The sequence below is a fragment of the Streptomyces sp. CMB-StM0423 genome, assembly GCF_002847285.1.
Classification (GTDB): domain Bacteria; phylum Actinomycetota; class Actinomycetes; order Streptomycetales; family Streptomycetaceae; genus Streptomyces.
This window is the reverse complement of the sequence record NZ_CP025407.1, coordinates 1,417,763-1,441,334: the sequence shown is the minus strand read 5'-3', so window position 1 is coordinate 1,441,334 and position 23,572 is coordinate 1,417,763. Positions and strand designations below refer to the sequence as shown.

At 70.9% G+C, this 23,572-nt stretch carries 16 protein-coding genes; 12 read left to right on the top strand and 4 right to left on the bottom strand.

The features are described from left to right. Positions 1 to 42 precede the first annotated feature (42 nt). The 12 genes from CXR04_RS36370 (at position 43) to dxs (ending at position 17,631) form a co-directional block, all read left to right on the top strand. Positions 43 to 4,581, top strand: a complete 4,539-nt coding sequence (locus tag CXR04_RS36370; RefSeq protein ID WP_101420854.1) for an RHS repeat-associated core domain-containing protein — start codon at positions 43 to 45, stop codon at positions 4,579 to 4,581. After that, positions 4,578 to 4,967: a hypothetical protein gene (locus CXR04_RS06060; protein WP_101420853.1), complete on the top strand. Its 390-nt coding sequence runs from the start codon at positions 4,578 to 4,580 to the stop codon at positions 4,965 to 4,967. Before CXR04_RS36370 ends, CXR04_RS06060 begins: the two co-directional genes overlap by 4 nt. Positions 4,968 to 5,191: 224 nt before the next feature. After that, entirely contained in the window at positions 5,192 to 5,839 is a 648-nt protein-coding gene (locus CXR04_RS06055) for a hypothetical protein (RefSeq protein ID WP_101420852.1), read from the top strand. Continuing rightward, the gene (locus tag CXR04_RS06050) at positions 5,827 to 6,789 is read left to right on the top strand and encodes a hypothetical protein (protein ID WP_234380082.1); all 963 of its coding nucleotides are present in this window, start codon (positions 5,827 to 5,829) and stop codon (positions 6,787 to 6,789) included. Before CXR04_RS06055 ends, CXR04_RS06050 begins: the two co-directional genes overlap by 13 nt. Positions 6,790 to 7,109: 320 nt before the next feature. Then, on the top strand, positions 7,110 to 8,528 hold the full coding sequence (ngcE, locus tag CXR04_RS06045) for an N-acetylglucosamine/diacetylchitobiose ABC transporter substrate-binding protein (protein ID WP_101420851.1): 1,419 nt from the start codon (positions 7,110 to 7,112) through the stop codon (positions 8,526 to 8,528). A 64-nt stretch (positions 8,529 to 8,592) separates the two neighbouring features. Further along, positions 8,593 to 9,588, top strand: a complete 996-nt coding sequence (locus CXR04_RS06040) for a carbohydrate ABC transporter permease (protein ID WP_101426219.1) — start codon at positions 8,593 to 8,595, stop codon at positions 9,586 to 9,588. Between the two features lie 22 nt (positions 9,589 to 9,610). Next, positions 9,611 to 10,549: a carbohydrate ABC transporter permease gene (locus tag CXR04_RS06035; protein ID WP_101420850.1), complete on the top strand. Its 939-nt coding sequence runs from the start codon at positions 9,611 to 9,613 to the stop codon at positions 10,547 to 10,549. Positions 10,550 to 10,766: 217 nt separating this feature from the next. After that, positions 10,767 to 11,972, top strand: coding sequence for an ROK family transcriptional regulator (locus CXR04_RS06030; RefSeq protein WP_101426218.1), 1,206 nt, complete (start codon positions 10,767 to 10,769; stop codon positions 11,970 to 11,972). Between the two features lie 130 nt (positions 11,973 to 12,102). Further along, positions 12,103 to 13,212 carry an ABC transporter substrate-binding protein gene (locus CXR04_RS06025; protein WP_101420849.1) on the top strand — a complete coding sequence of 370 codons (1,110 nt, stop codon included), beginning with the start codon at positions 12,103 to 12,105 and terminating at the stop codon, positions 13,210 to 13,212. Positions 13,213 to 13,332: 120 nt separating this feature from the next. Continuing rightward, positions 13,333 to 14,124, top strand: a complete 792-nt coding sequence (locus tag CXR04_RS06020; protein ID WP_047018641.1) for an ATP-binding cassette domain-containing protein — start codon at positions 13,333 to 13,335, stop codon at positions 14,122 to 14,124. Beyond that, positions 14,121 to 15,455, top strand: a complete 1,335-nt coding sequence (locus tag CXR04_RS06015; RefSeq protein ID WP_101420848.1) for a sugar ABC transporter permease — start codon at positions 14,121 to 14,123, stop codon at positions 15,453 to 15,455. Before CXR04_RS06020 ends, CXR04_RS06015 begins: the two co-directional genes overlap by 4 nt. A gap of 217 nt (positions 15,456 to 15,672) precedes the next feature. Next, on the top strand, positions 15,673 to 17,631 hold the full coding sequence (dxs, locus tag CXR04_RS06010; protein ID WP_101420847.1) for a 1-deoxy-D-xylulose-5-phosphate synthase: 1,959 nt from the start codon (positions 15,673 to 15,675) through the stop codon (positions 17,629 to 17,631). Positions 17,632 to 17,705: 74 nt separating this feature from the next. On the opposite strand, the gene CXR04_RS06005 is transcribed toward dxs, so the two are convergent. The 4 genes from CXR04_RS06005 to CXR04_RS05990 form a co-directional block, all read right to left on the bottom strand. After that, complete coding sequence (locus CXR04_RS06005; protein WP_101426217.1) at positions 17,706 to 18,098, bottom strand: NTP pyrophosphohydrolase; 393 nt, start codon at positions 18,096 to 18,098, stop codon at positions 17,706 to 17,708. Positions 18,099 to 18,177: 79 nt separating this feature from the next. Continuing rightward, a complete protein-coding gene (locus tag CXR04_RS06000; protein ID WP_101420846.1) occupies positions 18,178 to 20,310 on the bottom strand; it encodes a 3-hydroxyacyl-CoA dehydrogenase NAD-binding domain-containing protein in 2,133 nt (710 codons plus the stop codon). After that, on the bottom strand, positions 20,307 to 21,551 hold the full coding sequence (locus CXR04_RS05995) for a thiolase family protein (protein WP_101420845.1): 1,245 nt from the start codon (positions 21,549 to 21,551) through the stop codon (positions 20,307 to 20,309). Before CXR04_RS05995 ends, CXR04_RS06000 begins: the two co-directional genes overlap by 4 nt. Before the next feature lie 709 nt (positions 21,552 to 22,260). Next, positions 22,261 to 23,520 carry a ribonuclease D gene (locus CXR04_RS05990; RefSeq protein ID WP_199850398.1) on the bottom strand — a complete coding sequence of 420 codons (1,260 nt, stop codon included), beginning with the start codon at positions 23,518 to 23,520 and terminating at the stop codon, positions 22,261 to 22,263. Positions 23,521 to 23,572 lie beyond the last annotated feature (52 nt).

Sequence of the window (23,572 nt, the reverse complement as noted above, 5' to 3'; positions counted from 1 at the left end):
TTCTGCGACCGCTGCAGGTACCGGTGAGACCGGGGGGAACCGGTGGGGAATCGGCCGACGGACTGGTACGTACTCGACCTGGATGACGATCCGACGCCGGGGGATCCGGAGCGGGTCAAGCAGTTGGCGCGTGAGCTGCACGATTTTGCCGATGACGTGGCGGATGCTCTGCGGCAGATCAAGGGGATGGCCGGTGAGGATGCCCTGCTGCGCTGGGCGGGGAAGACGGCGAAGGCGTTCCAGGACGAGTTCGAGGAAGTTCCCAAGAACCTGAAGAAGCTCCAGCGCTCGTACGATCTTGCGGGCGATGCGCTCGCGGCGTACTGGCCGAAGCTGGAGCGGGCGCAGTCCTTGGCGGACAAGGCGCTGGCCCGGGGGCGCGAGGCCCGCAGCGAGTTGTCGTCGGCGACCGGCCGACTGGATTCGGCGAATTCATGGGTGGACCGGGCGACGAAGAAGACCGAGGAGTACGACGAGGAGGAGGGCAAGGAGAAGCCCGACGAGTCCGAGGTACGGGCCGCGACCCGTAACGCCACCGACGCCAAGTCCGCCCAGTCCAGCGCTCAGACGGCCGTGGACAACGCCGAGTCCGGTCTGGAAGCGGCGAAGAAGATGGCCGCCGATGCGAAGAAGATGCGTGAGGACGCCGCGTCCGAGGCCAAGGACAAGCTGGAAGAAGCCTCCGACGCCGGGATCCAGAACCGCAAGTGGTGGGAGAAGGCGGTCGACTGGGTCAAGGACAACTGGGACACCATCGTCACCGTCTGCAAGGTGATCGTCGCGGTCCTGGGCATCGTCGTGCTGATCATCGGGGGGCCGCTCGCGTGGGTGGTCCTCGCGGCCGCCCTGGTCGTGCTGGCCGACACCCTGATGAAGTACATGAATGGCGAAGCCTCCTTGTGGGATGTCGCCTTCGCCGCGCTCGACTGCATCCCGGGCATGAGGGGCCTGACCACGCTCGGCGGACTTGTGAAGGGCGTCAAGGGCGGCCTGAGCATGGCCAAGACCGGTCTCAAAGGCATGTCCCTTGCGGTCAAGGGCATAGCCAAGGCCGCGCGCTCCGGTGCCCGTTCCATGAAGAAGCTCTTCACTTGCGGTGACCCCATCGACATGGCCACCGGCGAGATGGTGATGTCGGCATACGATGTCAGCCTCCCGGGCATCCTGCCCCTGATCCTGGACCGCCACCACCGCACCGGCTTCGCCTCCGGGCGGCTCTTCGGCCTCTCGTGGTCCTCCTTCATCGATCAGCGGCTGATAGCCGACGAGTACGGCTACCGCCTCGTCACCGCCGACGGCATGGTGCTGCGGTACCCCCTGCCCGAGCCGGGGACACCGGTCATGCCGGTCGAGGGTCCGCGCTGGCCTTTGCACCCCGCCGACCACGACGGCACCTTCGGCGTGCATCGCCCGGACGAAGACCGGACCCTGTACTTCCGGGCACTTACGCCCGGGGCCGGCGAGGCGCGGCTCGTCGCGCTCACCGACCGCAACGGCACCACGATCTCGGTCACATACGACACGGAGGGTATGCCGACCGAGGTCGTCCACAACGCCGGCTATCGCGTCGCCGTCACCACCGCCCTCGGCCACGTCGTCGCCCTCCACCTCATCGACGGCGACTCCCACCACGAGCTGCGCCGATTCGCCTACGACGAACGGGGCGACCTGGCTGAGGTCTACAACTCCTCCGGTCTGCCGCAGCGTTTCGACTACGACGACGAGCACCGCATCGTCGGCTGGGCGGACCGCATCGGCGCCTCCTACCGCTACGAGTACGACGCCGCCGGCCGCTGCGTAGCTGCCAGCGGCGCCGAGGGGACGCTGGCGTACGCGTACACCTACGACGACGAGACAGGCACGACCACGGCCACCGATTCCCTCGGCCACACCACCCGCTACCTCTTCGACCACGCCTATCAGCTCGTCGCCGAGACCGACCCGCTCGGCCACACCATCCGCCGTACCTGGGACCGTTACGACCGCCTCACCTCGATCACCGACCCCACGCACCGCACCACCCGCTATGCCTACGACGATGTCGGTAACCTGGTCCGCGCGACCCGCCCGGACGGCTCAGCCGTCACTGCCTCGTACTCGGCCACCGGGCTTGCCGAGACCATCACCCTGGCCGGCGGCCGGAGCTGGCGGCAGACGTTCGATGTCCGCGGCAACCGCACATCGGTCGTCGACCCGTCAGGCGCCGCCACGACCTACTCCTATACCCCGGCCGGCCACCCGCTGCGCGTCACCGACCCGCTCGGGCACTGCCACGACGTAGTGACCGACGCCGCCGGCCTGCCTGTTGCCGTGACGGACCCCTCGGCGGCGACCACGCGCTGGGAGCGGGACGCATTCGGGCGCATCGCCGCCGCCGTCGACGCGCTCGGTGCCCGGACCGAGCTGGAGTGGACGACCGAGGGCAAGCCGTCCCGGCACCGCGCGCCGGACGGCTCCGAACAGCGGTGGACGTACGACGCGGAGGGTAATTGCACCGCGCACGTGGACGCCGCCGGGAACACCGTGCATTACGAGTACGGGGTCTTCGATGTCCTCGTCTCCCGCACGGAGCCCGATGGCAGCCGATACGAGTTCACGCACGACACCGAGCTGCGGCTCACCGGGGTGACCGACCCGAACCGGCTGACCTGGACATATGCCTACGACCCTGCGGGCCGCCTCGTCGCCGAGACCGACTTCGACCAGCGTCGGCTGGACTATGCGCACGACGCCGCCGGGCGGCTCGTTTCCCGCACCAATGCCCTGGGCCAGGAGATCGCCTATCGGTACGACGCCCTCGGCCGCGTCGTCAGCCAGAACGCCGCCGGAGCCGAGTCGACGTTCGCGTACAGCCCGGACGACGAGCTGGTCGCGGCCACCGGGCCGGACGCCGAGCTCGGCTGGGAGCGTGACGCCGTCGGCCGGGTCACCGCCGAGACCTGCAACGGCCGCACCCTCACTACTGCCTACGACGCACGCGGCCGGCGCACCCGCCGTACGACCCCGGCCGGCACCGTGACCACGTACGCCTATGACGCCACCGGCCGCCGCACCCTGCTCGCCACCGGAGGCATCGAGCTGGGCTCTGCCTACGATGCCGCCGGCCACGAGATCGCCCGCAGCATCGGCGACGCCCTGGTCCTGGATCGGGTGTGGGAGCCGACCGGGCGGCTCTCCGGGCAGACCCTCACCGGGCACGGCCGCCGGCTGCAGGAACATGGCTACCACTACCGCGCCGACGGGCAGCTCACCGGCATCGACGACCTCATCGATGGCCCGCGCACCTTCGAGCTGGATCCCACCGGCCGGGTCACCGCCGTCACGGCGGCCGGCTGGACGGAGTCGTACGCTTACGACCCGGCCGGCAACCAGACCGAGGCGCACTGGCCGGCGGGCCCCCACGACGCGGACGCGACCGGGTCGCGCGCCTTCGCGGGGACCGCGCTCGTCAGTGCCGGTGCCATCCGTTACCGCCACGACGCCGCGGGCCGTACCGTCGAACGGCAGAAGGTCCGGCTCTCCCGCAAGCCCGACACCTGGCGCTACGAGTGGGACGCCGAGGACCGCCTGACGCGCGTGACCACCCCGGACGGCGTCGTATGGCGCTACCTGTACGACCCGCTGGGCCGGCGCATCGCCAAGCATCGCCTCGGCGGGGACGGTACGTCCGAGGAGCGGGTGGAGTTCTGCTGGGACGGCTTCACACTGGTCGAGCAGACCGGGTACGGGCCGGGTGAGGCCCGGCCGGTCACGCTCACGTGGGACCACGACGGGGTGCACCCCGTGGCGCAGAGCGAGCGGCTCGGCTCGGCCGACCTGCCGCAGGAGGAGGTCGACCGGCGGTTCTTCGCGATCGTCACCGATCTCGTCGGCACACCCACCGAGTTGGTGGACCCGGACGGCGGCATAGCGTGGCGCACGCGGCGCACCGTGTGGGGCTGTACGGCCTGGTCCGCGGACGCCACCGCGTGCACGCCGCTGCGCTTCCCGGGGCAGTACTTCGACGCGGAGAGCGCGCTGCACTACAACGTGCACCGATACTACGACCCAGAGACCGCCCGCTACGCCACTCCGGACCCGCTGGGGCTGACCCCGGCGCCCAACCCCGGGACCTACGTCCGCAACCCGTTCACCTGGAGCGACCCGCTCGGGCTCAGCCCCTGTACGTCCGCCGGGAGCAGGGCGGCGCTGCCGCCCGCGGGCCGCGAGCCGCCCAACCTGGAGGGCACGAACATCGTCTCCCGCCTGGCCCGGCCGGGTGAGGAGTTCAACATGGTGCTTTCCCGCGGCCAGCCTCCGTCGCGCCCCGGCGGCTTCGGCACGTTCGACGACATCCCCAACCAGCAGTACGCGCGGGAGCAACTGGCGATCCGCAGCGACTGGAAGCCGGACGTGTCGATGGTGCAGCGCTACCGCATCCCGGACGGCGACGCTATCCGGATCCAGGAGAGTATCGTCGGGCCGCAGACCGACCCCGTGCTCGGGCACCTGCCCGGTGGGGGGAGTCAGCTTGAGATCCTGAACTTCGATGACCGGGCGCGACTCATCCCGGTCGGTGACCCGGGGGAGTTGCCCACGTGAGCCAGCAGCCCGAGACGATCGAGGTCCGGTGGGCCGAGGGTGAGCGGTTCGTCCGTTGGACGTACGGCTCCGCGGTGGTGGAGAAGCGCTTCGCCGAGCCCCCGCAGTCGGTCGTGGCCTGGGACGGCCACGTCCTCGTGGTCGAGGCGATGCCGCCCGCGGAGGCGAGAAAGGACAACGCGGTCGTCTTCGACGCGGACGGGACCGAACGGGTGAGGTTGAAACCGCCGCGGACGGGGGGCGAGCCGCACTGGGTCATCGGGTACTACACCGCCTACCTCGACGGCACGGGTCCCGTCGTGGTGGTGGCTACCCGGGTGGGGGACGTATGGGGTCGGGTCGACCTCGGCGAGGGCACGCTCACGGACGTACGGCCCTGGCGCTGACCGGGACATTCCGGGCCGGCGTGGACGGTGCCGGAGCCTGCCCGGGGCGGGCTCCGGATGGCTTGCGTACGCCGCGACTCCTCCGGATGCTGCCGCCTCCGGCGCCGCCGCCACGTAACAGGCCCGTGAGAATGCCCCGGGACCGCTTTCTTCCGGCGTTCACGCCTCGCTAGGCTCAGTGCACTTGACTACGTTGTGTGCACGACATTGGGGGTTGCCGCACGATGACCACCTCACGCTGGCGCGGGGGCGCCGCCGCGGTGCTGGGCGCGGCCCTGCTGCTGACGTCCTGCGGGGACTCGGGGGACGAGGGCACGGACGAGATCGTGGGTGCGGAGCGGGACCCCACGGAGCAGTCCTCGACACCGGCAAGCGAGGAACCGGCCCGGGACGCACCGGAGTTCGACTTCCCCGCCGACCTGAAGGTCGAGGTCGACGCCGACACCACGGGGGACGGGACCAAGGACGCGGTCCTGCGCGACCACGGCTACGCGGTACGGGCCAACATGCTGGCTCTCGCCAAGCTCGACCCCAAGCTGCCGGTGCTGGCCGAGTATGTCGCCGGCGATGCGTTCATCAACTCCGCCGACAACGTCGAGTCCTTCAAGGCCGACGCCCGGACCGTGACCGGCGCGACCCGCTTCTATGACCGCGAGGTCGAACTGCGGGAGAAGGGCCTGGCCTCGGTGACGTACTGCGAGGACCAGCGCAAGGCGTTCAACAAGGATGTCGACAGCGGCGAGGTCGACAGGACCGAGCCCAGCGACGAGAGCTTCGTGGGCTACACGGCGCTGATGGAGAAGACGGATGAAGGGGTCTGGCAGATGACCTTCGACCAGTCCGAGAGGGGAGCCCCCCAGTGTCAGCTCTGAGCCTGCGGAGGGCGGGTGCCGTCGGCGCCGGACTCGTGGTGGCGACGGCCCTTGGCGCCGCGCCGGCGGCGGCGGACTACGGCGGCGGCAGCGAGGACGGCGGGGCCAGCGCGTACGTCGACTTCGTGTACAGCAACCCCGGCTCCTCGGGCACGTCCATGACGTCCAGCGACGCCAACTGGTCGCCGCCGACGTGCTGGTACGAGCCGGCGTACAACCCGAAGGAGTTCGAGGAGTACCTGCGGGAGCACAACTACGGCGGCGGCAGCGCAGGCACCGAGCTGTACGAGCAGTACTACAACGAGACGGACGGGAAGTACCACCAGGGCGACGAGGGCGCCTGGTGGAAGCTGACCGTCGACCTGGACAAGGAAGACCTCAGTTGCGCGCGGGAGATGGACGCGTACGAGTTCATAGGCCCGGACTTCCCGCCCCCGCCCGGCGTCGAGATCCTCGACCCCGAGTTGCTTGCCATGCTCGCCTACGAGCGGATCAAGCTGCCGGCGCCGCCGGTCGATTTGAAGCCCGGCGCCGACCGGCAGATCGTGAACCTGGAGACGCTCGCGACCTTCGGCCAGGACCTGGAGCCGGCGTGGGTGACCGCGAGTGTCGACTACGTAGGGGTCCAGCTCGCCGCGACCACCGTGGCCACCCCGAGCCGGCTCACGCTGTCGGCGGATTCGTCCCAGGCCGACCCGGCGGAGTGCTCCTACGACCTGGTGGCCAGCGGCGGCGGCTACACGGTGGACACCGAGGACGCCGGGTGCAACGTCACGTACCGGAAGTCGAGCGGTGAAGGCACCCACGACCTCCAGGCGTCGCTCACGTGGGAGGTGGCCTGGAACCCGTCCGCCGACCCGGGCGGCACCCCGACAACCCCGCTGCCGGACGGGCAGTCGACCGGCGATATTCCGGTGACCGTGAAGGAGATCCAGACCGTGGTCCGGTAGTAGACCATTGGACTAGACCTCTGGGTATACCACTGAGGGCCGCGCCACCGCCGGGATGCGGGTGACGCGGCCCTTCCCGTCGCCGGTTCGCCCAGGTCTCAAGTCGGGAAAGACTGACGGTGAACCTTGTATTCGATCTTGCTCGGATGGTGGCGAGTGGACTATACCTGTCCGCACCCGGCGGCTCCCCCTGGCCCTCCGGGGTAAGACCCAGAACCACTCACGTATCACCGACCGCGGTAATCGGCCCCTTACCACTGGCATTTGGCGTCGGGGACCCGGTGCACCGCCTGAGTCCTGGAGAAAGTGAGGACTTGAGCATGGGATCCACCTCGGAAGTTGGTCGCCGCGATCTCGTCAAGCAGGCCATGGCGCTCGGCTTGATCTCCGTACCCACCATCGGCGCTCTGTCGGCATGCGCGAGTGGCGGTGACGACGACAACGGCGGGGGCGCCAAGGGTGAGAAGACGGACAAGAACCCGCTGGGCGTCGACAAGAACGCCCCGCTGGAACTCCTGATCTTCGACGGCGGTTTCGGCACGCAGTACGTCGAGGACGATGCCGCGGCCTACGAGAAGAAGTACGCCAAGGTCACGACGGGTTCGACGGTCAAGATCCAGTCCAAGGTGCAGGGCCGGATGGCCGCGGGTGACCCGCCGGATGTGATCAACAACTCGGGCGACGAGGCCATGGACGTGCCCGCGCTGATCGGCCAGGGGCAGCTCGCGGATATGACGCCGCTGCTGAACGCCCCGTCGATCGACGCCCCGTCGAAGACCGTCGCGGAGACCTTGCGCCCCGGCACGGTCGAAATGGGTCAGTACGGGGACGAGAAGTGCTACCGGATGAACATCGCGTACTCCGTGTTCGGCATCTGGTACTCGCAGAAGATGCTCGACGACAACGGCTGGGAGTACCCCAAGACCTGGGACGACATGCTCGCGGTCTGCGCGGAGGCGAAGAAGGCGGGCATCGCCGGCTGGACCTACACCGGCGTCTACCCCCAGTACCTCGGCTTCAGCATGCTGCCGATGATCGGCAAGGTCGGCGGCGCCGAAGTGCTCGACGCGATCGACAACTTCGAGCCCAACGCCTGGAAGCACGACGCGGTCAAGAGCGTCCTGGAGGCGCACTACGAGCTCTACGCCAAGGGCTACATCCTCAAGGGCTCCGGCGGCTGGAAGCACACCGAGTCGCAGACCAAGTGGACCGAGCGCAAAGCCCTGTTCATCCCAAACGGCTCCTGGGTGGAGAACGAGTCCAAGGACACCACACCCGACGACTTCCAGATGACCGTTTCCCCGTCCCCCAACCTGGACAGCTCGGACGCGATGCCGTTCGAGACGATCTGGGCCCAGGCCGGGGAGCCCTACATCGTTCCGGCGAAGGCGAAGAACGCCAACGGCGGCCTGGAGTTCCTGCGCCACATGCTCACGAAGGAGTCCGCCGCGGGCTTTACCAAGCTGGTCTCCTCGCTGGCGTCCGTCCAGGGCTCGGAGGAAGGGCTTGAGCTCGGCACCGGCCTGACGAGCGCGATCGGGCTCATGGACGCCGCCGGCGAGAACTTCCTCAACCCCCGGTTCCCCGACTGGTACCCGACGACCTGGCGCGAGAACGTCGTCTTCGTCCTCGGCGACATGATGAAGGGCGACGCGAGCCCCGGCGAGGCGGTCAACAAGATCCAGCAGATCGCCGACGACGCCGCCAAGGACGACAGCATCAAGAAGTACAAGCACTGAGCGGCGAGTCCAGTCGGTGAGCGAGCGAGACGGAGGGGGCGGGATGACGGTCGACGACCCTGCCGTGACCAAGACAGTACGGCGATCCGCCGGATCGCCGAAGGCGGGCGCGGGGGGCTTCCGGTCCTCGGCGCGCTATCGGACCTACGTCAAGTACCGGTTCGTCTTCGGGTTCCTGGTGGTCCCGTTCGGCCTGTACGCGGTGTTCGTCATCTCGCCGTTCGTCCAGACCTTCTACTACTCGTTCACCGACTGGTCCGGCCTCAGCAGCGACTTCAACATGGTCGGGTTCGAGAACTTCACCCGGCTCATGGACGACGAGCGGTTCTGGGCCGCCGTCCGGAACAACCTCATCCTGGCCCTCGCCGTGCCCTTGGTCACGCTGAGCCTGGGCCTGTTCTTCGCCTTCATGATCAACATCGGGGGCCGCGGCCGGCGGGGTGAGGCGGTGACGGGGGTCGCGGGCGCCAAGGCGTACAAGATCCTCTACTTCTTCCCCCAGGCCCTCTCCATCGCGGTCATCGCCGCGCTCTGGGGCTACATCTTCACGCCCGGCATCGGTGTGCTCGAAGCCATCCTTCCCTCCTCGCTGTCGCCGGAGAACGGCTGGCTGGGGGAGCGCCGCTTCGCGCTCTTCGCCGTGATGATCGTCATGTGCTGGGCGATGGTCGGCTTCTTCGTCGTGCTCTTCTCGGCCGCCATCGGGCAGATCCCCAAGGAGATCAACGAGTCGGCGCTGCTGGACGGCGCGGGCCGGGCAAGGACGTTCTTCAGCATCACCCTGCCGCTGATCCGCGACACGGTGCAGACCGGCTGGGTCTACATGGGCATCATGGCGCTGGGCGCGGAGTCCTTCGCCGTGGTCAACATCATCACCATCGGCCCCGGCGGTCCCGACGACTCCACCCAGGTGCTCGGCGTCTACCTCTGGCAGACCGGCTTCACCCAGGCGCAGGCGGGCCGCGGCGCTGCCATGGGTGTGTGCCTCTTCATCCTCACCATGCTCCTCGCCGTGGCCGCCCTGTCCCTCGGGCGCCGCCGCGACCGCATCGAATACTGAGCGCGACCCGGGAGAGCACTCCATGACCACTGCGGAACCCACGGACACCCCCCGGGCCGCCGAGGCACCCACGGCCGGGGACCCGAAGTCGAAGAAGTCGAGTTCGCCTCTGCTCAAGCCGGAGCGGAGCATCGAGGGCGCCGTGCTCAACGTCTTCTCGCACGGCTTCCTCATCCTGTGGGCGGTGCTGGCCGCCGGGCCGCTGCTCTGGGCGCTGATGACGGCCTTCAAGCCGTCCGCGAGCATCCTGGAGAGCCCGTGGGGGCTGCCGGACGGCCTGCACTGGGAGAACTGGTCCAACGCCTGGTCGAAGGCGAACATCGGCCGCTACACGCTGAACTCGTTCGTCATCGTGATCTTCTCCGTGCCGCTCACGATGCTGTTCGGCTCGATGGCGGCCTATGTGCTGGCCCGCTTCGACTTCCGGGGCAGCCGGATCGTCTACTTCACCTTCGTCGGCGGCATGGCCTTCCCCGTGGTGATGGCGCTCGTTCCGCTGTTCTTCGTCATGAAGAACCTGTCGCTGCTGGACACCCGGCACGGCCTGATCATGGTCTATATCGCCTACTCGATGCCCTTCACGATCTTCTTCATGACCACCTTCTTCCGCACGCTGCCCTCGTCGGTCGCCGAGGCCGCCGAGATCGACGGCGCCTCACACTCGCGGATCTTCTTCCAGGTGATGCTGCCCATGGCCAAGCCGGGCCTGATCAGCGTCGGTATCTTCAACTTCCTCGGCCACTGGAACCAGTACGTCCTGCCCTTCGCCCTCAACCAGGGCGACGAGGACGACTACGTCCTGACCCAGGGCATCGGCTTCCTCTTCGCGCAGGCGGGCTATCGCGCGGACTACGGCCGCCTGTTCGCGGGTCTGATGATGGCGGCCCTGCCGATCCTGATCGTCTACGCCATCTTCCAACGCCAGGTCCAGGCGGGCCTTACCGCCGGCGCCGTGAAGTGATCACCCCTGGCCGGGCCCGGTTCGGGGGCCCGGCCGGTGAGGCCCGAGGTCGCGGATGTGTGCGGGTTACGGAATAGTCACGCCGTCAAGGTCTTGACGGCGGTAACCATGGCCGTCGAGCCTAGACTTCACAAGTTGTAGGCGATCCGGGTCCCATCGGCGTGGCCCGGGAGGTGGGGGGCCGTCGTGTCGCCCGCCGAACCAGGAGTGGATGGCCGTGGAGACTCCGGGCTCGCAGTCCTCGCTGCACCGGGCAAACCTTGAGCGCGTCGTGCGCGCCGTGCGACTGTCCGGTTCGCTCACGCAGGCGCAGATCGCGCGGAGCACCGGGCTGTCGGCCGCGACGGTCTCCAACATCGTCCGGGAGCTCCAGGAGAGCGGCACGGTCAGCGTCACGCCCACCTCCGCGGGCGGGCGGCGCGCGCGGGCCGTGTCCCTCAGCGGGGACGCCGGGATCGTCGTCGGGGTCGACTTCGGGCATACGCACCTGCGGGTGGCCGTGGGCAACCTGGCGCACCAGGTGCTCGCCGAGGAGTCCGAGCCGATCGACGTGGACGCTTCCGCGACCCAGGGCCTGGACCGCGCGGAGGCGCTGGTGAGCCGCCTGGTGGGGGCCACGGACGTGCCCGCGGACAAGGTCGTCGGCGTCGGCCTCGGGGTGCCCGGGCCCATAGACACCGAGACCGGCGTGCTGGGCTCCACCAGCATCCTGCCGGGCTGGACCGGCACGAACCCGCGCGACGACCTGCAGTCCCGCCTGGGCGTCCCGGTCTACGTCGACAACGACGCGAACCTCGGCGCCCTCGGCGAGCTGGTCTGGGGCAGCGGCCGGGGCGCCAAGGACGTGGCGTACATCAAGGTCGCCAGCGGCGTCGGCGCCGGCCTGGTGATCAACGGCCAGCTCTACCGCGGCCCCGGCGGCACCGCCGGCGAGATAGGGCACATCACCCTGGACGAGTCCGGACCCGTCTGCCGCTGCGGCAACCGCGGCTGTCTGGAGACCTTCACCGCCGGCCGCTACATCCTCGGCCTGCTGGAGGCCAGCCACGGCCCCGGGCTGACCGTGGAGCGCATGGTGCAGCTCGCGCGGGACGGTGACCCGGGCTGCCGCCGGGTGATCGCCGACGTCGGCCGGCACATCGGCAGCGGCGTGGCCAGCCTGTGCAACCTGCTCAACCCGAGCCGGGTCGTCCTCGGCGGCGATCTCGCCGAGGCCGGGGAGCTGATCCTGCAGCCCATAGGGGAGTCCGTCGCGCGCTACGCGATCCCCAGCGCCGCCCGTCAGCTCGACCTGGCCTCCGGGGCGCTGGGCAGCCGCGCGGAGGTGCTCGGGGCGCTGGCCCTGGTGCTGAGCGAGATGGGCGACCGTTCGATCCTTGACGGCGCCGTGCCGGTCCTCACCCCCGCTCTCACAGAGGGATGAGTTCACATAGAGAAACCATGAGATCGTATCCTTCTCGTTAAGCATTTACTTCTTGACGGCATGGTTACGGGCGAGTTGACTACCTCACACCTCGGCCGCGAAGGCGCGGCCACGTCAGGGAGGTTCGACCGTGCACACCTATCTGCGCCGTGCGGCAGTCGCACTGGCCGCCGTAACCATGACCGTCGGCATCGCGGCCTGTGGCAGCGCCGATGAGGCCGACAACGACTCCGGCAGCGGCGACAAGAAGAACGACGGACCGTTGACGATAGGTCTCCTCCTGCCGGAGGACCAGACCGCGCGCTACGAGGACTTCGACCGGCCGCTGATCGAGAAGAAGATCGAAGAGCTGGCCCCGGGCACCAAGGTCATCTACAACAACGCCAAGCAGGACGCGACCACGCAGAAGCAGCAGGTCGACACCATGATCACGCAGGAGGTCGACGCGCTGATCCTGGACGCCGTCGACTACAAGTCGGTCGCCTCCAGCGTCAAGGAGGCCGACGACGCGGGCATCCCCGTCGTCGCGTACGACCGCCTGGCCGAGGGCCCGATCAGCGGGTACACCTCCTTCGACAACAACAAGGTCGGCCAGGTCCAGGCCGAGTCCCTGCTGGAGGCGCTCGGCGGCAAGGCCAAGGACGGCGAAGTCGTCATGCTCAACGGCTCCGTCACCGACCCGAACGCCGCGATGTTCAAGGAGGGCGCGCACTCCGTCCTCGACGGCAAGGTGAACGTCGGCAAGGAGTACGACGTCAAGGAGTGGAAGGCGGAGAACGCCAACTCCGACATGAAGGGCGCCATCTCCTCGGTCGGCAAGGACAAGATCATCGGTGTCTACGCCGCCAACGACGGCATGGCGGGCGGCGCCATCACCGCCCTGAAGGCCGCCGACTTCGACCCGCTGCCGCCGGTCACCGGCCAGGACGCGGAGCTGGCGGGCGTGCAGCGCATCGTCACCGGCGAGCAGTACATGAGCGTTTACAAGCCGTACAAGCCCGAGGCCGACGCCGCCGCCGAGATGGCGGTCAAGCTGGCCCGCGGCGAGAAGGTCGACTCCGTCGCGACCGGCACGGTGGACAGCGAGTCCGAGCAGGGCGTGCCCGCCGTGCTCATCGACCCGATCGCGCTGACCACGGACAACATCGAGGAGACGGTCGTCAAGGACGGCCTGTGGACGATCGAGGAGATCTGCGCGGGCAAGTTCGCGTCCGCCTGCAAGGACGCCGGCCTGCAGTGAGCCGCTGAGCCGGCCACCAGCCACCCGCGTGCCCGGGGTCCCGCCACCCAACTCCCGCTGCCGGCGGGGCCCCGGGCACCCGGGCCCTCATCTTGTCCACGCCCTATCCCCCTGTAGGAGATGGTTCACGTGTCCGCTACGCCCGTGCTGGCGTTGCGCGGGATCTCGAAGCGGTTCGGTGCCGTCCAGGCACTCACCGACGTCGATCTCGAGGTCCGCGCCGGTGAAGTGGTCGCCCTCGTCGGCGACAACGGCGCCGGGAAGTCCACGCTCGTCAAGACCGTCGCCGGCGTCCACGCCATCGACGACGGCCGCATCGAGTGGGGCGGCCGCCCCGTTCGTATCCACAAGCCGCACGACGCCCAGGACCTGGGCATCGCGACCGTCTACCAGGACCTGTCGCTCTGCGACAACCTCGACGTCGTCGGCAACCTCTTCCTCGGCCGCGAGATCCGCCGCGCGGGTGTCCTGGACGAGGTCGAAATGGAGCGCCGCGCCCGCGAGTTGCTCACCACCCTGTCCATCCGCATCCCCAGCGTCCGCATCCCCACCGCCTCCCTGTCCGGCGGCCAGCGGCAGACCGTGGCCATCGCCCGCTCGCTCCTCGGCGACCCCAAGCTCGTCATCCTCGACGAGCCCACCGCCGCCCTCGGCGTCGAGCAGACCGCCCAGGTGCTCGACCTCGTCGAGCGGCTGCGCGAGCGCGACCACGCCGTGCTGCTGATCAGCCACAACATGGAGGACGTCAAGGCCGTCGCCGACCGGGTCGCCGTCCTGCGCCTCGGCCGTAACAACGGCGTCTTCGACGTCGCGACCACGACGCAGGAGGAGATCGTCGCCGCCATCACGGGCGCCACGGACAACGCCGTGACGCGCCGCTCGGCGCGCGGAAGTGCGGAGGCAGCGAAGTGAGCACCGAGGGGATCAAGAAAAAGGACTCCGCGAAGCCCGACCTCGCGAAGTCCGCCGCACCCGCCGATACCCCGCCCGCCGAGTCCTCGCCCGGTGTCGCCAAGGGCGCCGTCACCGCCGTCGACCCCCGGCTGGTCGTCCGCGAGCAGGGCTTCGCCGGCTATCTGACCGAGTTCAAGCGCCGCATGCGCGGGGGTGAGCTGGGCTCCGTCCCGGTCATCGTCGGCCTGATCCTCATCATGGCGATCTTCCAGGGCCTGGACGACGCCTTCCTGTCCGCGCAGAACCTGTCGAACATCTCCATCGACATCGCCGGTCCCGGGCTGATAGCCGTCGGCATCATCTTCGTGCTGCTGCTCGGCGAGATCGACCTGTCGATCGGCTCGGTCAGCGGCCTCGCCGGCGCGGTGTTCGCCGTGCTGGCCGTCCAGGAGGGGATGCCGGAAGTCCCGGCGATCATCCTCGCGATCCTGGTCGGCACCGCGACCGGCACCTTCCACGGCTTCTTCTTCGCCCGGATCGGCGTCCCGCCGCTCGTGGTGACCCTCGCGGGGCTGCTCGGCTGGCAGGGCCTGATGCTCTACATCCTGGGCAGCTCCGGCACCATCAACATCGACTCCGACGGCGTGGTCGGCAAGCTCACCACGTACTACTTCACCGACGTCGCCGCCGCCTACGGCGTGGCCACGATCGCCGTCGGCGGCTACTTCGCCGCCGCGTACTTCGGGGCGAAGCGGCGCGAGGCGGCCGGGGTGCCGTCGCGCCCGCTGAGCGAGATCATCCTGCGTACGGCCGTGCTCGCGGTGCTCGCGTACGTCCCGGCGTACGTGCTGAACCAGTACAAGGGCCTGCCGCTGGCGCTGCTCATCTTCCTCATCGTCGTCGTCGGCGCGGACTTCACGCTGCGCCGCACCGGCTTCGGCCGGCGGATCTTCGCCCTCGGCGGCAGCGTCGAGGCCAGCCGCCGGGCGGGTATCGACGTCGACCTGATGCGCATCGCGGTCTTCGCCGTCTCCGGCACGCTGGCGGCGGTCGGCGGTCTGTTCATGACGTCGACCATCGCCGCGGCGAACCAGGGCGCGGGCGGCGGCACGCTGCTGATGAACGCCATCGCGGCGGCCGTCATCGGCGGCACCAGCCTCTACGGCGGCCGCGGCAGCAGTTGGTCCGCGCTGCTCGGCGTGCTGGTCATCATGTCCATCCAGTCGGGCCTGGCGCTCAAGGGCATCGACGCGCCGGTGCAGTACATGATCACCGGCTCGGTGCTGCTGGCGGCGGTCGTCATCGACTCCGTCTCCCGCCGCACCCAGAAAACGGCCGGACGCGCCTGACCGGCGTGACGCCCGCCACCCGCCTGCACCCCCGTACCGACCCCGGTACGGGGGTGTAGCTGTTGCGGACCTGTGGCATACATCGCACTGTCGGATCAGCGACCGGACATCGGGAACATTAGACTCGACCGGACGCTTCGGGCCCGGCACGTCCGCACGGACGGCGGGGCCCGGGCCGTACGGCCCGAAGGCAGGCTGCGACAGCAAGGAGGCACGGGTGGCACTGCTGGCCCGTATCAGGGGACCGCGCGACCTGGACCGGCTCGGTCCCGAGCAGCTCGACCGGCTGGCCGCGGAGATCCGCACCTTCCTGGTGGAATCCGTCGCCCGCACCGGCGGCCACCTCGGCCCCAACCTCGGCGTGGTGGAGCTGAGCATCGCGCTGCACCGGGTCTTCGAATCGCCCCGCGACCGGGTGCTGTGGGACACCGGCCACCAGTCGTACGTGCACAAGCTGCTCACCGGCCGCCAGGACTTCGGCAAGCTCAAGAAGAAGGGCGGCCTGTCCGGCTACCCCTCGCGGGCCGAGTCCGACCACGACGTCATCGAGAACAGCCACGCCTCCACCGTCCTCGGCTGGGCCGACGGCCTGGCCAAGGCCAACGAGGTGCGCGGCCGCGACGCCGCCGTCGTCGCGGTCATCGGCGACGGCGCGCTGACCGGCGGCATGGCCTGGGAGGCGCTGAACAACATCGCCGCCGCCCAGGACCGCCCCCTCGTCATCGTCGTCAACGACAACGAGCGCTCGTACGCCCCCACCATCGGCGGCCTCGCCGACCATCTCGCCACCCTGCGCACCACCGACGGCTACGAGCGCTTCCTCGCCCGCGGCAAGGAGCTGCTGGACCGTACGCCCGTCGTCGGCAAGCCGCTGTACGAGACCCTGCACGGCGCCAAGAAGGGCCTGAAGGACTTCATCGCGCCGCAGGGCATGTTCGAGGACCTGGGGCTGAAGTACGTCGGCCCCATCGACGGCCACGACATCGCCGCCGTCGAGTCCGCCCTCCAGCGCGCCCGCCGCTTCGGGGGCCCCGTCATCGTGCACTGCCTGACCGAGAAGGGCCGCGGCTACCTGCCCGCGCGCCAGGACGAGGCCGACCAGTTCCACCAGGTCGGCGTCATCCACCCGGACACCGGCCTGCCGGTGGCCGCGGGCGGCGCCGACTGGACCTCCGTCTTCGCCGACGAGATGGTACGGATCGGCCGCGAGCGCCCCGACGTCGTCGGGATCACCGCCGCGATGATGCGCCCCGTGGGCCTGCAGAAGTTCGCCGAGACCTTCCCCGACCGGGTCTACGACGTGGGCATCGCCGAGCAGCACGCCGCGGTCTCCGCCGCGGGACTGGCCACCGGCGGCCTGCACCCGGTCTTCGCCGTCTACGCCACCTTCCTCAACCGGGCGTTCGACCAGGTGCTGATGGACGTCGCGCTGCACCGCTGCGGGGTGACGTTCGTCCTGGACCGCGCCGGGGTCACCGGCAGCGACGGCGCCTCCCACAACGGCATGTGGGACATGTCGATCCTCCAGGTCGTCCCCGGGCTGCGGATCGCCGCACCGCGCGACGCCGACCAGGTACGCGCCCAGTTGCGCGAGGCCGTCGCCGTCGACGACGCCCCGACCGTCGTGCGCTACTCCAAGGGCGCCGTCGGCCCCGCGGTCCCCGCGGTCGGCCGGATCGGCGGCATGGACGTGCTCCACGAGCCGGCGGCCGGCACCGAGGGCGCGGAGCGGCCCGACGTGCTGCTGGTCTCCGTCGGCGCGCTGGCGCCGATGTGCCTGGAGGTCGCCGGGCTGCTCGACAAGCAGGGCATCACGACGACGGTCGTCGACCCGCGCTGGGTCAAGCCCGTCGACGCCGCGCTGCCGCCGCTCGCGGAGCGGCACCGCGTGGTCGTCACCGTCGAGGACAACATCCGCACCGGCGGCGTCGGCTCCGCCGTCGCGCAGGCGCTGCGCGACGCGGGCGTCGACATCCCGCTGCGCGACTTCGGCATCCCGGAGCGCTTCCTGGACCACGCCTCCCGCAAGGAGGTCCTGGCGGACATCGGCCTGACGGCCCCGGACATCGCCCGCCAGGTCACCGGCCTGGTCGCCCGTCTCGACCGGCGCGCGGGCGAGGACATCGGGGCCCAGGGCACCGGGGAAGGCACGGTGTCGAAGGTCGTCGGGGACTGAGTCCCGCAACGGCAGACGGAGGGGCGGCTCGTACGGGCCGCCCCTCCGGCGTGTGTCCGCCGGTGCCGCGGGCGTCAGGCGGGACGGACCGTGCGCGGGCCCGCCGTGGCCGCGCCGTGGCGGTGGACGCGGTCGCGCAGCGCGCGGTCCGCCGTGACCACCAGCACGCGGCGCTCCGGATCCCGCTCGGCCGCCTCCGCGACGACGGCCACGATCCGGTCGTCCCCGCTGCCGTCCGCCGCCACGACCCGTACTCCCGGCACCGCCGCCACCCCGCGGGCCGCGCCCTCGACCACGAGCACCACCTCCACCGGACCCGGCAGCCCGGCCACGCCCGCCGAGGCGTACGGCACGAGGCCGTCGCGCAGCCGCTCCGCCGCCCCGCGCCGGTCGCGCCACCAGCCGTCGGGCACCGACCCGACGACGTTGGCGGCGTCCACGACGAGCAGCGGGAGGGGTGCGTCCATGCCGCCCAGCCTCCCACGCCCGTACGACACGAACGTGCCCCGGCCGCACAGCGGCGGCCGGGGCACGGGTGACGTACCGCTACTCCGGAACGCTCGCCACGCCCGGCGGCAGGAACCGGCGGCCCGTGACGCGCTCGCTGACGCCCGCCCGGTCCAGGTACGGCGTGATGCCGCCCAGGTGGAACGGCCAGCCCGCGCCGGTGATCAGGCACAGGTCGACGTCCTGGGCCTCCGCCACGACGCCCTCGTCCAGCATCAGCCGGATCTCCTGCGCGATGGCGTCCAGCGCCCGGTCGCGTACCTGCTCCTCCGTCAGCACCGTGTCGCCGACCTGGAAGAGCGCCGCCACCTCCGGGTCCAGCTCCGGCTTGCCCGAGTCATGGACGTACAGCGTCCGCTTGCCCGCCTCCACGACCCGGCCCAGGTTCGCCGACTGCGCGAAGCGGTCGGGGAACGCCTCGGCGAGGGTGCCCGCGACGTGGTGGGCGACCGCGGGGCCGACCAGGTCGAGCAGCACGATCGGTGACATCGGCAGCCCCAGCGGCGCCAGCGCCCCGTCCGCGACCTCCACCGGCGTGCCCTCGTCCACGGCGCCCAGCACCTCGCCCATGAAGCGGGTCAGGATGCGGTTGACGACGAACGCCGGGGCGTCCTTGACCAGCACGGCCGACTTCTTCAGCTTCTTGGCGACGGCGAACGCCGTGGCCAGCGAGGCGTCGTCGGTGTCCGCGGCCCGTACGATCTCCAGCAGCGGCAGCACCGCCACCGGGTTGAAGAAGTGGAAGCCCACGACCCGCTCGGGGTGCTTGAGCCCGGCGGCCATCTCCGTCACCGACAGGGACGAGGTGTTCGTCGCGAGGATCGCCGTCGGCGGTACGACCTCCTCCAGCTCGGCGAAGATCCGCTGCTTGAGGGAGAGTTCCTCGAAGACCGCCTCGATCACGAAGTCGGCGTCGGCGAACGCCGCGGCCTTGTCCAGCGACCCGGTGACCAGCGCCTTGAGCCGGTTGGCGGCGTCCTGGTTCACCCGGCCCTTCAGCAGCAGCATGTCGATCTGCTCGTGGACCCACGCCACGCCCTTGTCGATCCGCTCCTGGTCGATGTCCGTGAGCACGACGGGCACTTCGAGCCGGCGGACGAACAGCAGCGCCAACTGCGAGGCCATCAGCCCCGCGCCGACCACGCCGACCTTCGTGACCGGCCGGGCGAGGCCCTTGTCCGGCGCCCCGGCGGGCCGCTTGGCGCGCCGCTGCACGAGGTTGAACGCGTAGATCCCGGCCCGCAGTTCGCCGCCCGTGATCAGGTCGGCCAGCGCCTCGTCCTCGGCCGCGAAGCCCTGCCGCAGATCGCCGTTCTTCGCCGCGGCCATGATGTCCAGCGCGCGGTACGCCGCCGGGGCGGCGCCGTGCACCTTGTCGTCGGCGACGGCGCGGCCGCGCTCGATCGCCGCGTCCCACGCCTCGCCGCGGTCGATGTCCGGGCGTACGACCTCCAGTTCGCCGCCGAGGACGGCGCCGGTCCAGGCGAGGGACTGCTCCAGGAAGTCGGCGCCCTCGAAGATCGCGTCCGCGATGCCCAGGTCGTAGACCTGCTTGCCCTTGAGCTGCCGGTTCTGGTTGAGGCTGTTCTCGATCACGACGGTGACCGCGCGGTCCGCGCCGATCAGGTTCGGCAGCAGCGTGCAGCCGCCCCAGCCGGGCACCAGCCCGAGGAAGACCTCCGGCAGCGAGAACGCGGGCACGGCGGCGGAGACCGTGCGGTACGTGCAGTGCAGCCCGATCTCGACGCCGCCGCCCATCGCGGCGCCGTTGTAGTACGCGAACGTCGGCACGCCCAGATCGGCCAGCCGCTTGAACACCTCGTGCCCGCCGCGCCCGATGGCCAGCGCCTCGTCACGCTGCCCGAGCACCTCGACGCCCTTGAGGTCGGCGCCGACGGCGAAGATGAACGGCTTGCCGGTCACGCCGACGCCGACGATCCCGCCCTCCGCGGCCTCCTTCTCGACCTGGTCGAGCGCGGCGTCGAGGCCGGCGAGCGACTGCGGGCCGAAAGTGGTCGGCTTGGTGTGGTCGAAGCCGTTGTCCAGGGTGATGAGCGCGAACCGGCCCGCGCCGCCGGGCAGATCGAGGTGGCGTACGTGCGCCTGCGTGACGACCTCGTCGGGGAAGCGCTCGGCGGCGCCCTTGAGGAGTTCCACGGTGCTGCTGCTCACTTGCCTGCCCCCTCGAAGTGCGGGTTCTCCCAGATGACCGTGCCGCCCATGCCGAAGCCGACGCACATGGTGGTGATGCCGTACCGCACCTGCGGCTGCTCCTCGAACTGCCGCGCCAGTTGCGTCATCAGCCGCACGCCGGAGGAGGCGAGGGGGTGGCCGAAGGCGATGGCGCCGCCGTACTGGTTGACGCGGGGGTCGTCGTCGGCGATGCCGAAGTGGTCGAGGAACGCCAGCACCTGCACGGCGAACGCCTCGTTGATCTCGAACAGGCCGATGTCGCCGATGCCGAGGCCCGCCTTGGCGAGCGCCTTCTCGGTGGACGGGATCGGGCCGACGCCCATCACCTCGGGCTCCACGCCGGCGAAGGCGAACGACACCAGCCGCATCTTCACCGGCAGTCCGGCCGCGCGCGCCACGTCCTCGGCGGCGATGAGGGAGGCGGTGGCGCCGTCGTTGAGCCCGGCGGCGTTGCCTGCGGTGACCCGGCCGTGGGCGCGGAAGGGCGTCTTCAGCGTCGCGAGGTTCGCCAGCGTGGTGCCGGGGCGCATCGGCTCGTCCCGGGTGGCCAGGCCCCAGCCGGTCTCGCCGGCTGAGCCCGCGGCGGAGCCGCTGTCAGATGCAGTGGTGCGGCGGACGGAGATGGGCACCAGGTCGGCCTGGATCCGCCCGTTCGCGTACGCCTTGGCGGCCTTCTCCTGCGAGTGCACCGCGTACTCGTCGGCGCGGGCCCTGGTCAGGTGCGGGAAGCGGTCGTGCAGGTTCTCCGCGGTCATGCCCATGAAGAGGGCGGACTCGTCGACGAGCTTCTCGGAGACGAACCGCGGGTTGGGGTCCACGGCCTCGCCCATCGGGTGCCGGCCCATGTGCTCGACGCCGCCGGCCAGGGCGATGTCGTACGCGCCGAAGGCGGTGGAGGCGGCGGTCGTCGTCACGGCGGTCATGGCGCCGGCGCACATCCGGTCGATGGAGTACCCGGGCACGGTCGGCGGCAGCCCGGCGAGTATGCCGGCGGTGCGGCCGATGGTCAGGCCCTGGTCGCCGATCTGGGTGGTGGCGGCGATGGCGACGTCGTCGACGGCGGCGGGGTCGAGGGCGGGGTTGCGGCGCAGCAGCTCGCGGATGCACTTGACGACGAGGTCGTCGGCGCGGGTCTCGTGGTAGATGCCCTTCGGGCCCGCCTTGCCGAACGGGGTCCGGACGCCGTCGACGAAGACGACGTCCCTTGCGGTACGAGGCACGGGCTCTCCTCCGGAGGGGATGCGGGGTCACGCGGCACCGGCCCACGGGGGGCGGCACGGCTCGCCCCCCATGCTACTCACGGGTAACAGAAGGTGCCCAGGCCCCCGCCGGAGTTGTGCCTCACAGTCCCCTCACCGGGCGGTCCACACCGGGTCATGAGGCGGCGTGCACGGCGGTTGCCTTGCGTCCCCGGGACCGGGGAGGGAGCGACGCGGCGGCTTCACCGGGCACTGCGCCCGGTACCGGGCGGTGCCTTCGCCGGGCGGGCGATGGCGGGGTACGGGCCGCGGGGTCGGCGGGTGCGGCGATTGCCTTACGGCACCGGGACGGGTGACCGGGCGACGCCAACGGCTTCGCCGGGCGCGCCTCCTGGGCGTGCCGTGCCTGTGGCGCGCCTGGCGGTGCCGCCGGCGGATGCCGGGCGGACCGCCGCGCCACGGCTTCGCTGGCCGGGCGATTCCGCCTCGGGCTGTGCCGCCCGGGCGGCCGTGCCTCCGGCCCGCGCGCCGCGGTCGTTCGCGGGATGGCCCCGCACGCCTTGCCGACCCGGCGCCGGGCCCGATGACTCAGCCGCGCCTCCGGCTGGGAGTGCATCCCTCCCCGCGGCGTCGGACCGTGGCCCGCACCGCGGGGAGTTCCGGCCGCGTGGCGGCGCCGTCCAGGCCGTCCACCGAGGCCACCCCGCGCCGTGCCTTCCGGCCGGACGCTTCAGTCGCTGACCGCCGCCGTCAGGAGTGGGGTGACCTGTTCGATTTGCCAGCGGCGGGCGCCCAGGTGGGTCAGGGCTGCTGCCACCGACTCCTCCGCGGGGTCCTTCGGGGGCTCCCAGCAGATGCGGCGCACCGTGTCCGGTGCGATCAGGTTCTCCTGCGGCAGGCCCAGCTCCTCCGCGCGTGCCGTCACCGCCGCCCGTGCCGCCGACAGCCGGGCGGCCGCGGCCGGGTCCTTGTCCGCCCATGCGCGCGGCGGCGGCGGGCCGTTCAGCGGCAGACCCGGCTGCGGGAGCTCCGACTCCGGCAGCGCGCGGGCGCGCTCCACCGCGGCGAGCCACTGCTCCAACTGCCGCCGGCCCATGCGGTGCCCGAAGCCCGGCAGCGCGGCCAGCGCCCGCGTGGACGTCGGCATCGCGAGCGCCGCCTCCACGATGGCGGTGTCCGCGAGCACCTTGCCCGGCGAGATGTCGCGCCGCTGCGCGATGCGGTCCCGGGCCGTCCACAGCTCCCGTACGGTGCCGAGCTGGCGCCTGCGCCGTACCTTGTGCATGCCCGACGTACGCCGCCAGGGGTCCCGGCGCGGCTCCGGCGGCGGCGCCGCGGCGATCGCCGCGAACTCCTCCTCCGCCCACCGCAGCTTCCCCTGCGCCGTCAGCTCCTCGACCAGCGCGTCCCGCAGGTCCACCAGCAGCTCGACGTCGAGCGCGGCGTAGCGCAGCCACGGCTCGGGCAGCGGCCGGGTGGACCAGTCGACGGCGGAGTGGCCCTTCTCCAGCGCGTACCCGAGGACGTTCTCGACCATCGCGCCGAGACCGACCCGGGGGAAGCCCGCCAGCCGCCCCGCCAGCTCCGTGTCGAACAGCGCGCCAGGACGCATGCCTATCTCGGCGAGACACGGCAGATCCTGGGTCGCGGCGTGCAGAACCCATTCCGCATCGCCGATGGCCGTCGCGAGACCGGAGAGGTCGGGGCAGGTCACCGGGTCGATCAGCGCCGTGCCCGCGCCCTCACGGCGCAACTGCACGAGGTACGCCCGCTGCCCGTAGCGGTAGCCGCTGGCGCGCTCCGCGTCGATGGCGACCGGGCCGCTGCCCGCGGCGAATGCGCGGACGACCTCGGCGAGCGCCTCGGGGTCCGCGGTGACGGGCGGGATGCCCTCGCGGGGATCGAGAAGGGGGACCGGCGCCGATCCGGAAGTCGATGCTCCGGGTGCGGGGAGTCTGTCCTCTGCTGCGGTCTCTTGGGCGTCGGTCACGTGTCAAGGGTATCTGTGAGTCGTGCACGACAGCGCCCGTCGACGGAACGTT

What these genes read in the sequence shown, in the direction of transcription:
- ngcE (WP_101420851.1), top strand. Translation starts at nt 7,110, where the DNA reads ATGGGATCCACCTCGGAAGTTGGTCGCCGCGATCTCGTCAAGCAGGCC.
- CXR04_RS06020 (WP_047018641.1), top strand. Translation starts at nt 13,333, where the DNA reads ATGGTTCACGTGTCCGCTACGCCCGTGCTGGCGTTGCGCGGGATCTCG.
- CXR04_RS06005 (WP_101426217.1), bottom strand. Translation starts at nt 18,098, where the DNA reads ATGGACGCACCCCTCCCGCTGCTCGTCGTGGACGCCGCCAACGTCGTC.
- CXR04_RS06055 (WP_101420852.1), top strand. Translation starts at nt 5,192, where the DNA reads ATGACCACCTCACGCTGGCGCGGGGGCGCCGCCGCGGTGCTGGGCGCG.
- CXR04_RS06035 (WP_101420850.1), top strand. Translation starts at nt 9,611, where the DNA reads ATGACCACTGCGGAACCCACGGACACCCCCCGGGCCGCCGAGGCACCC.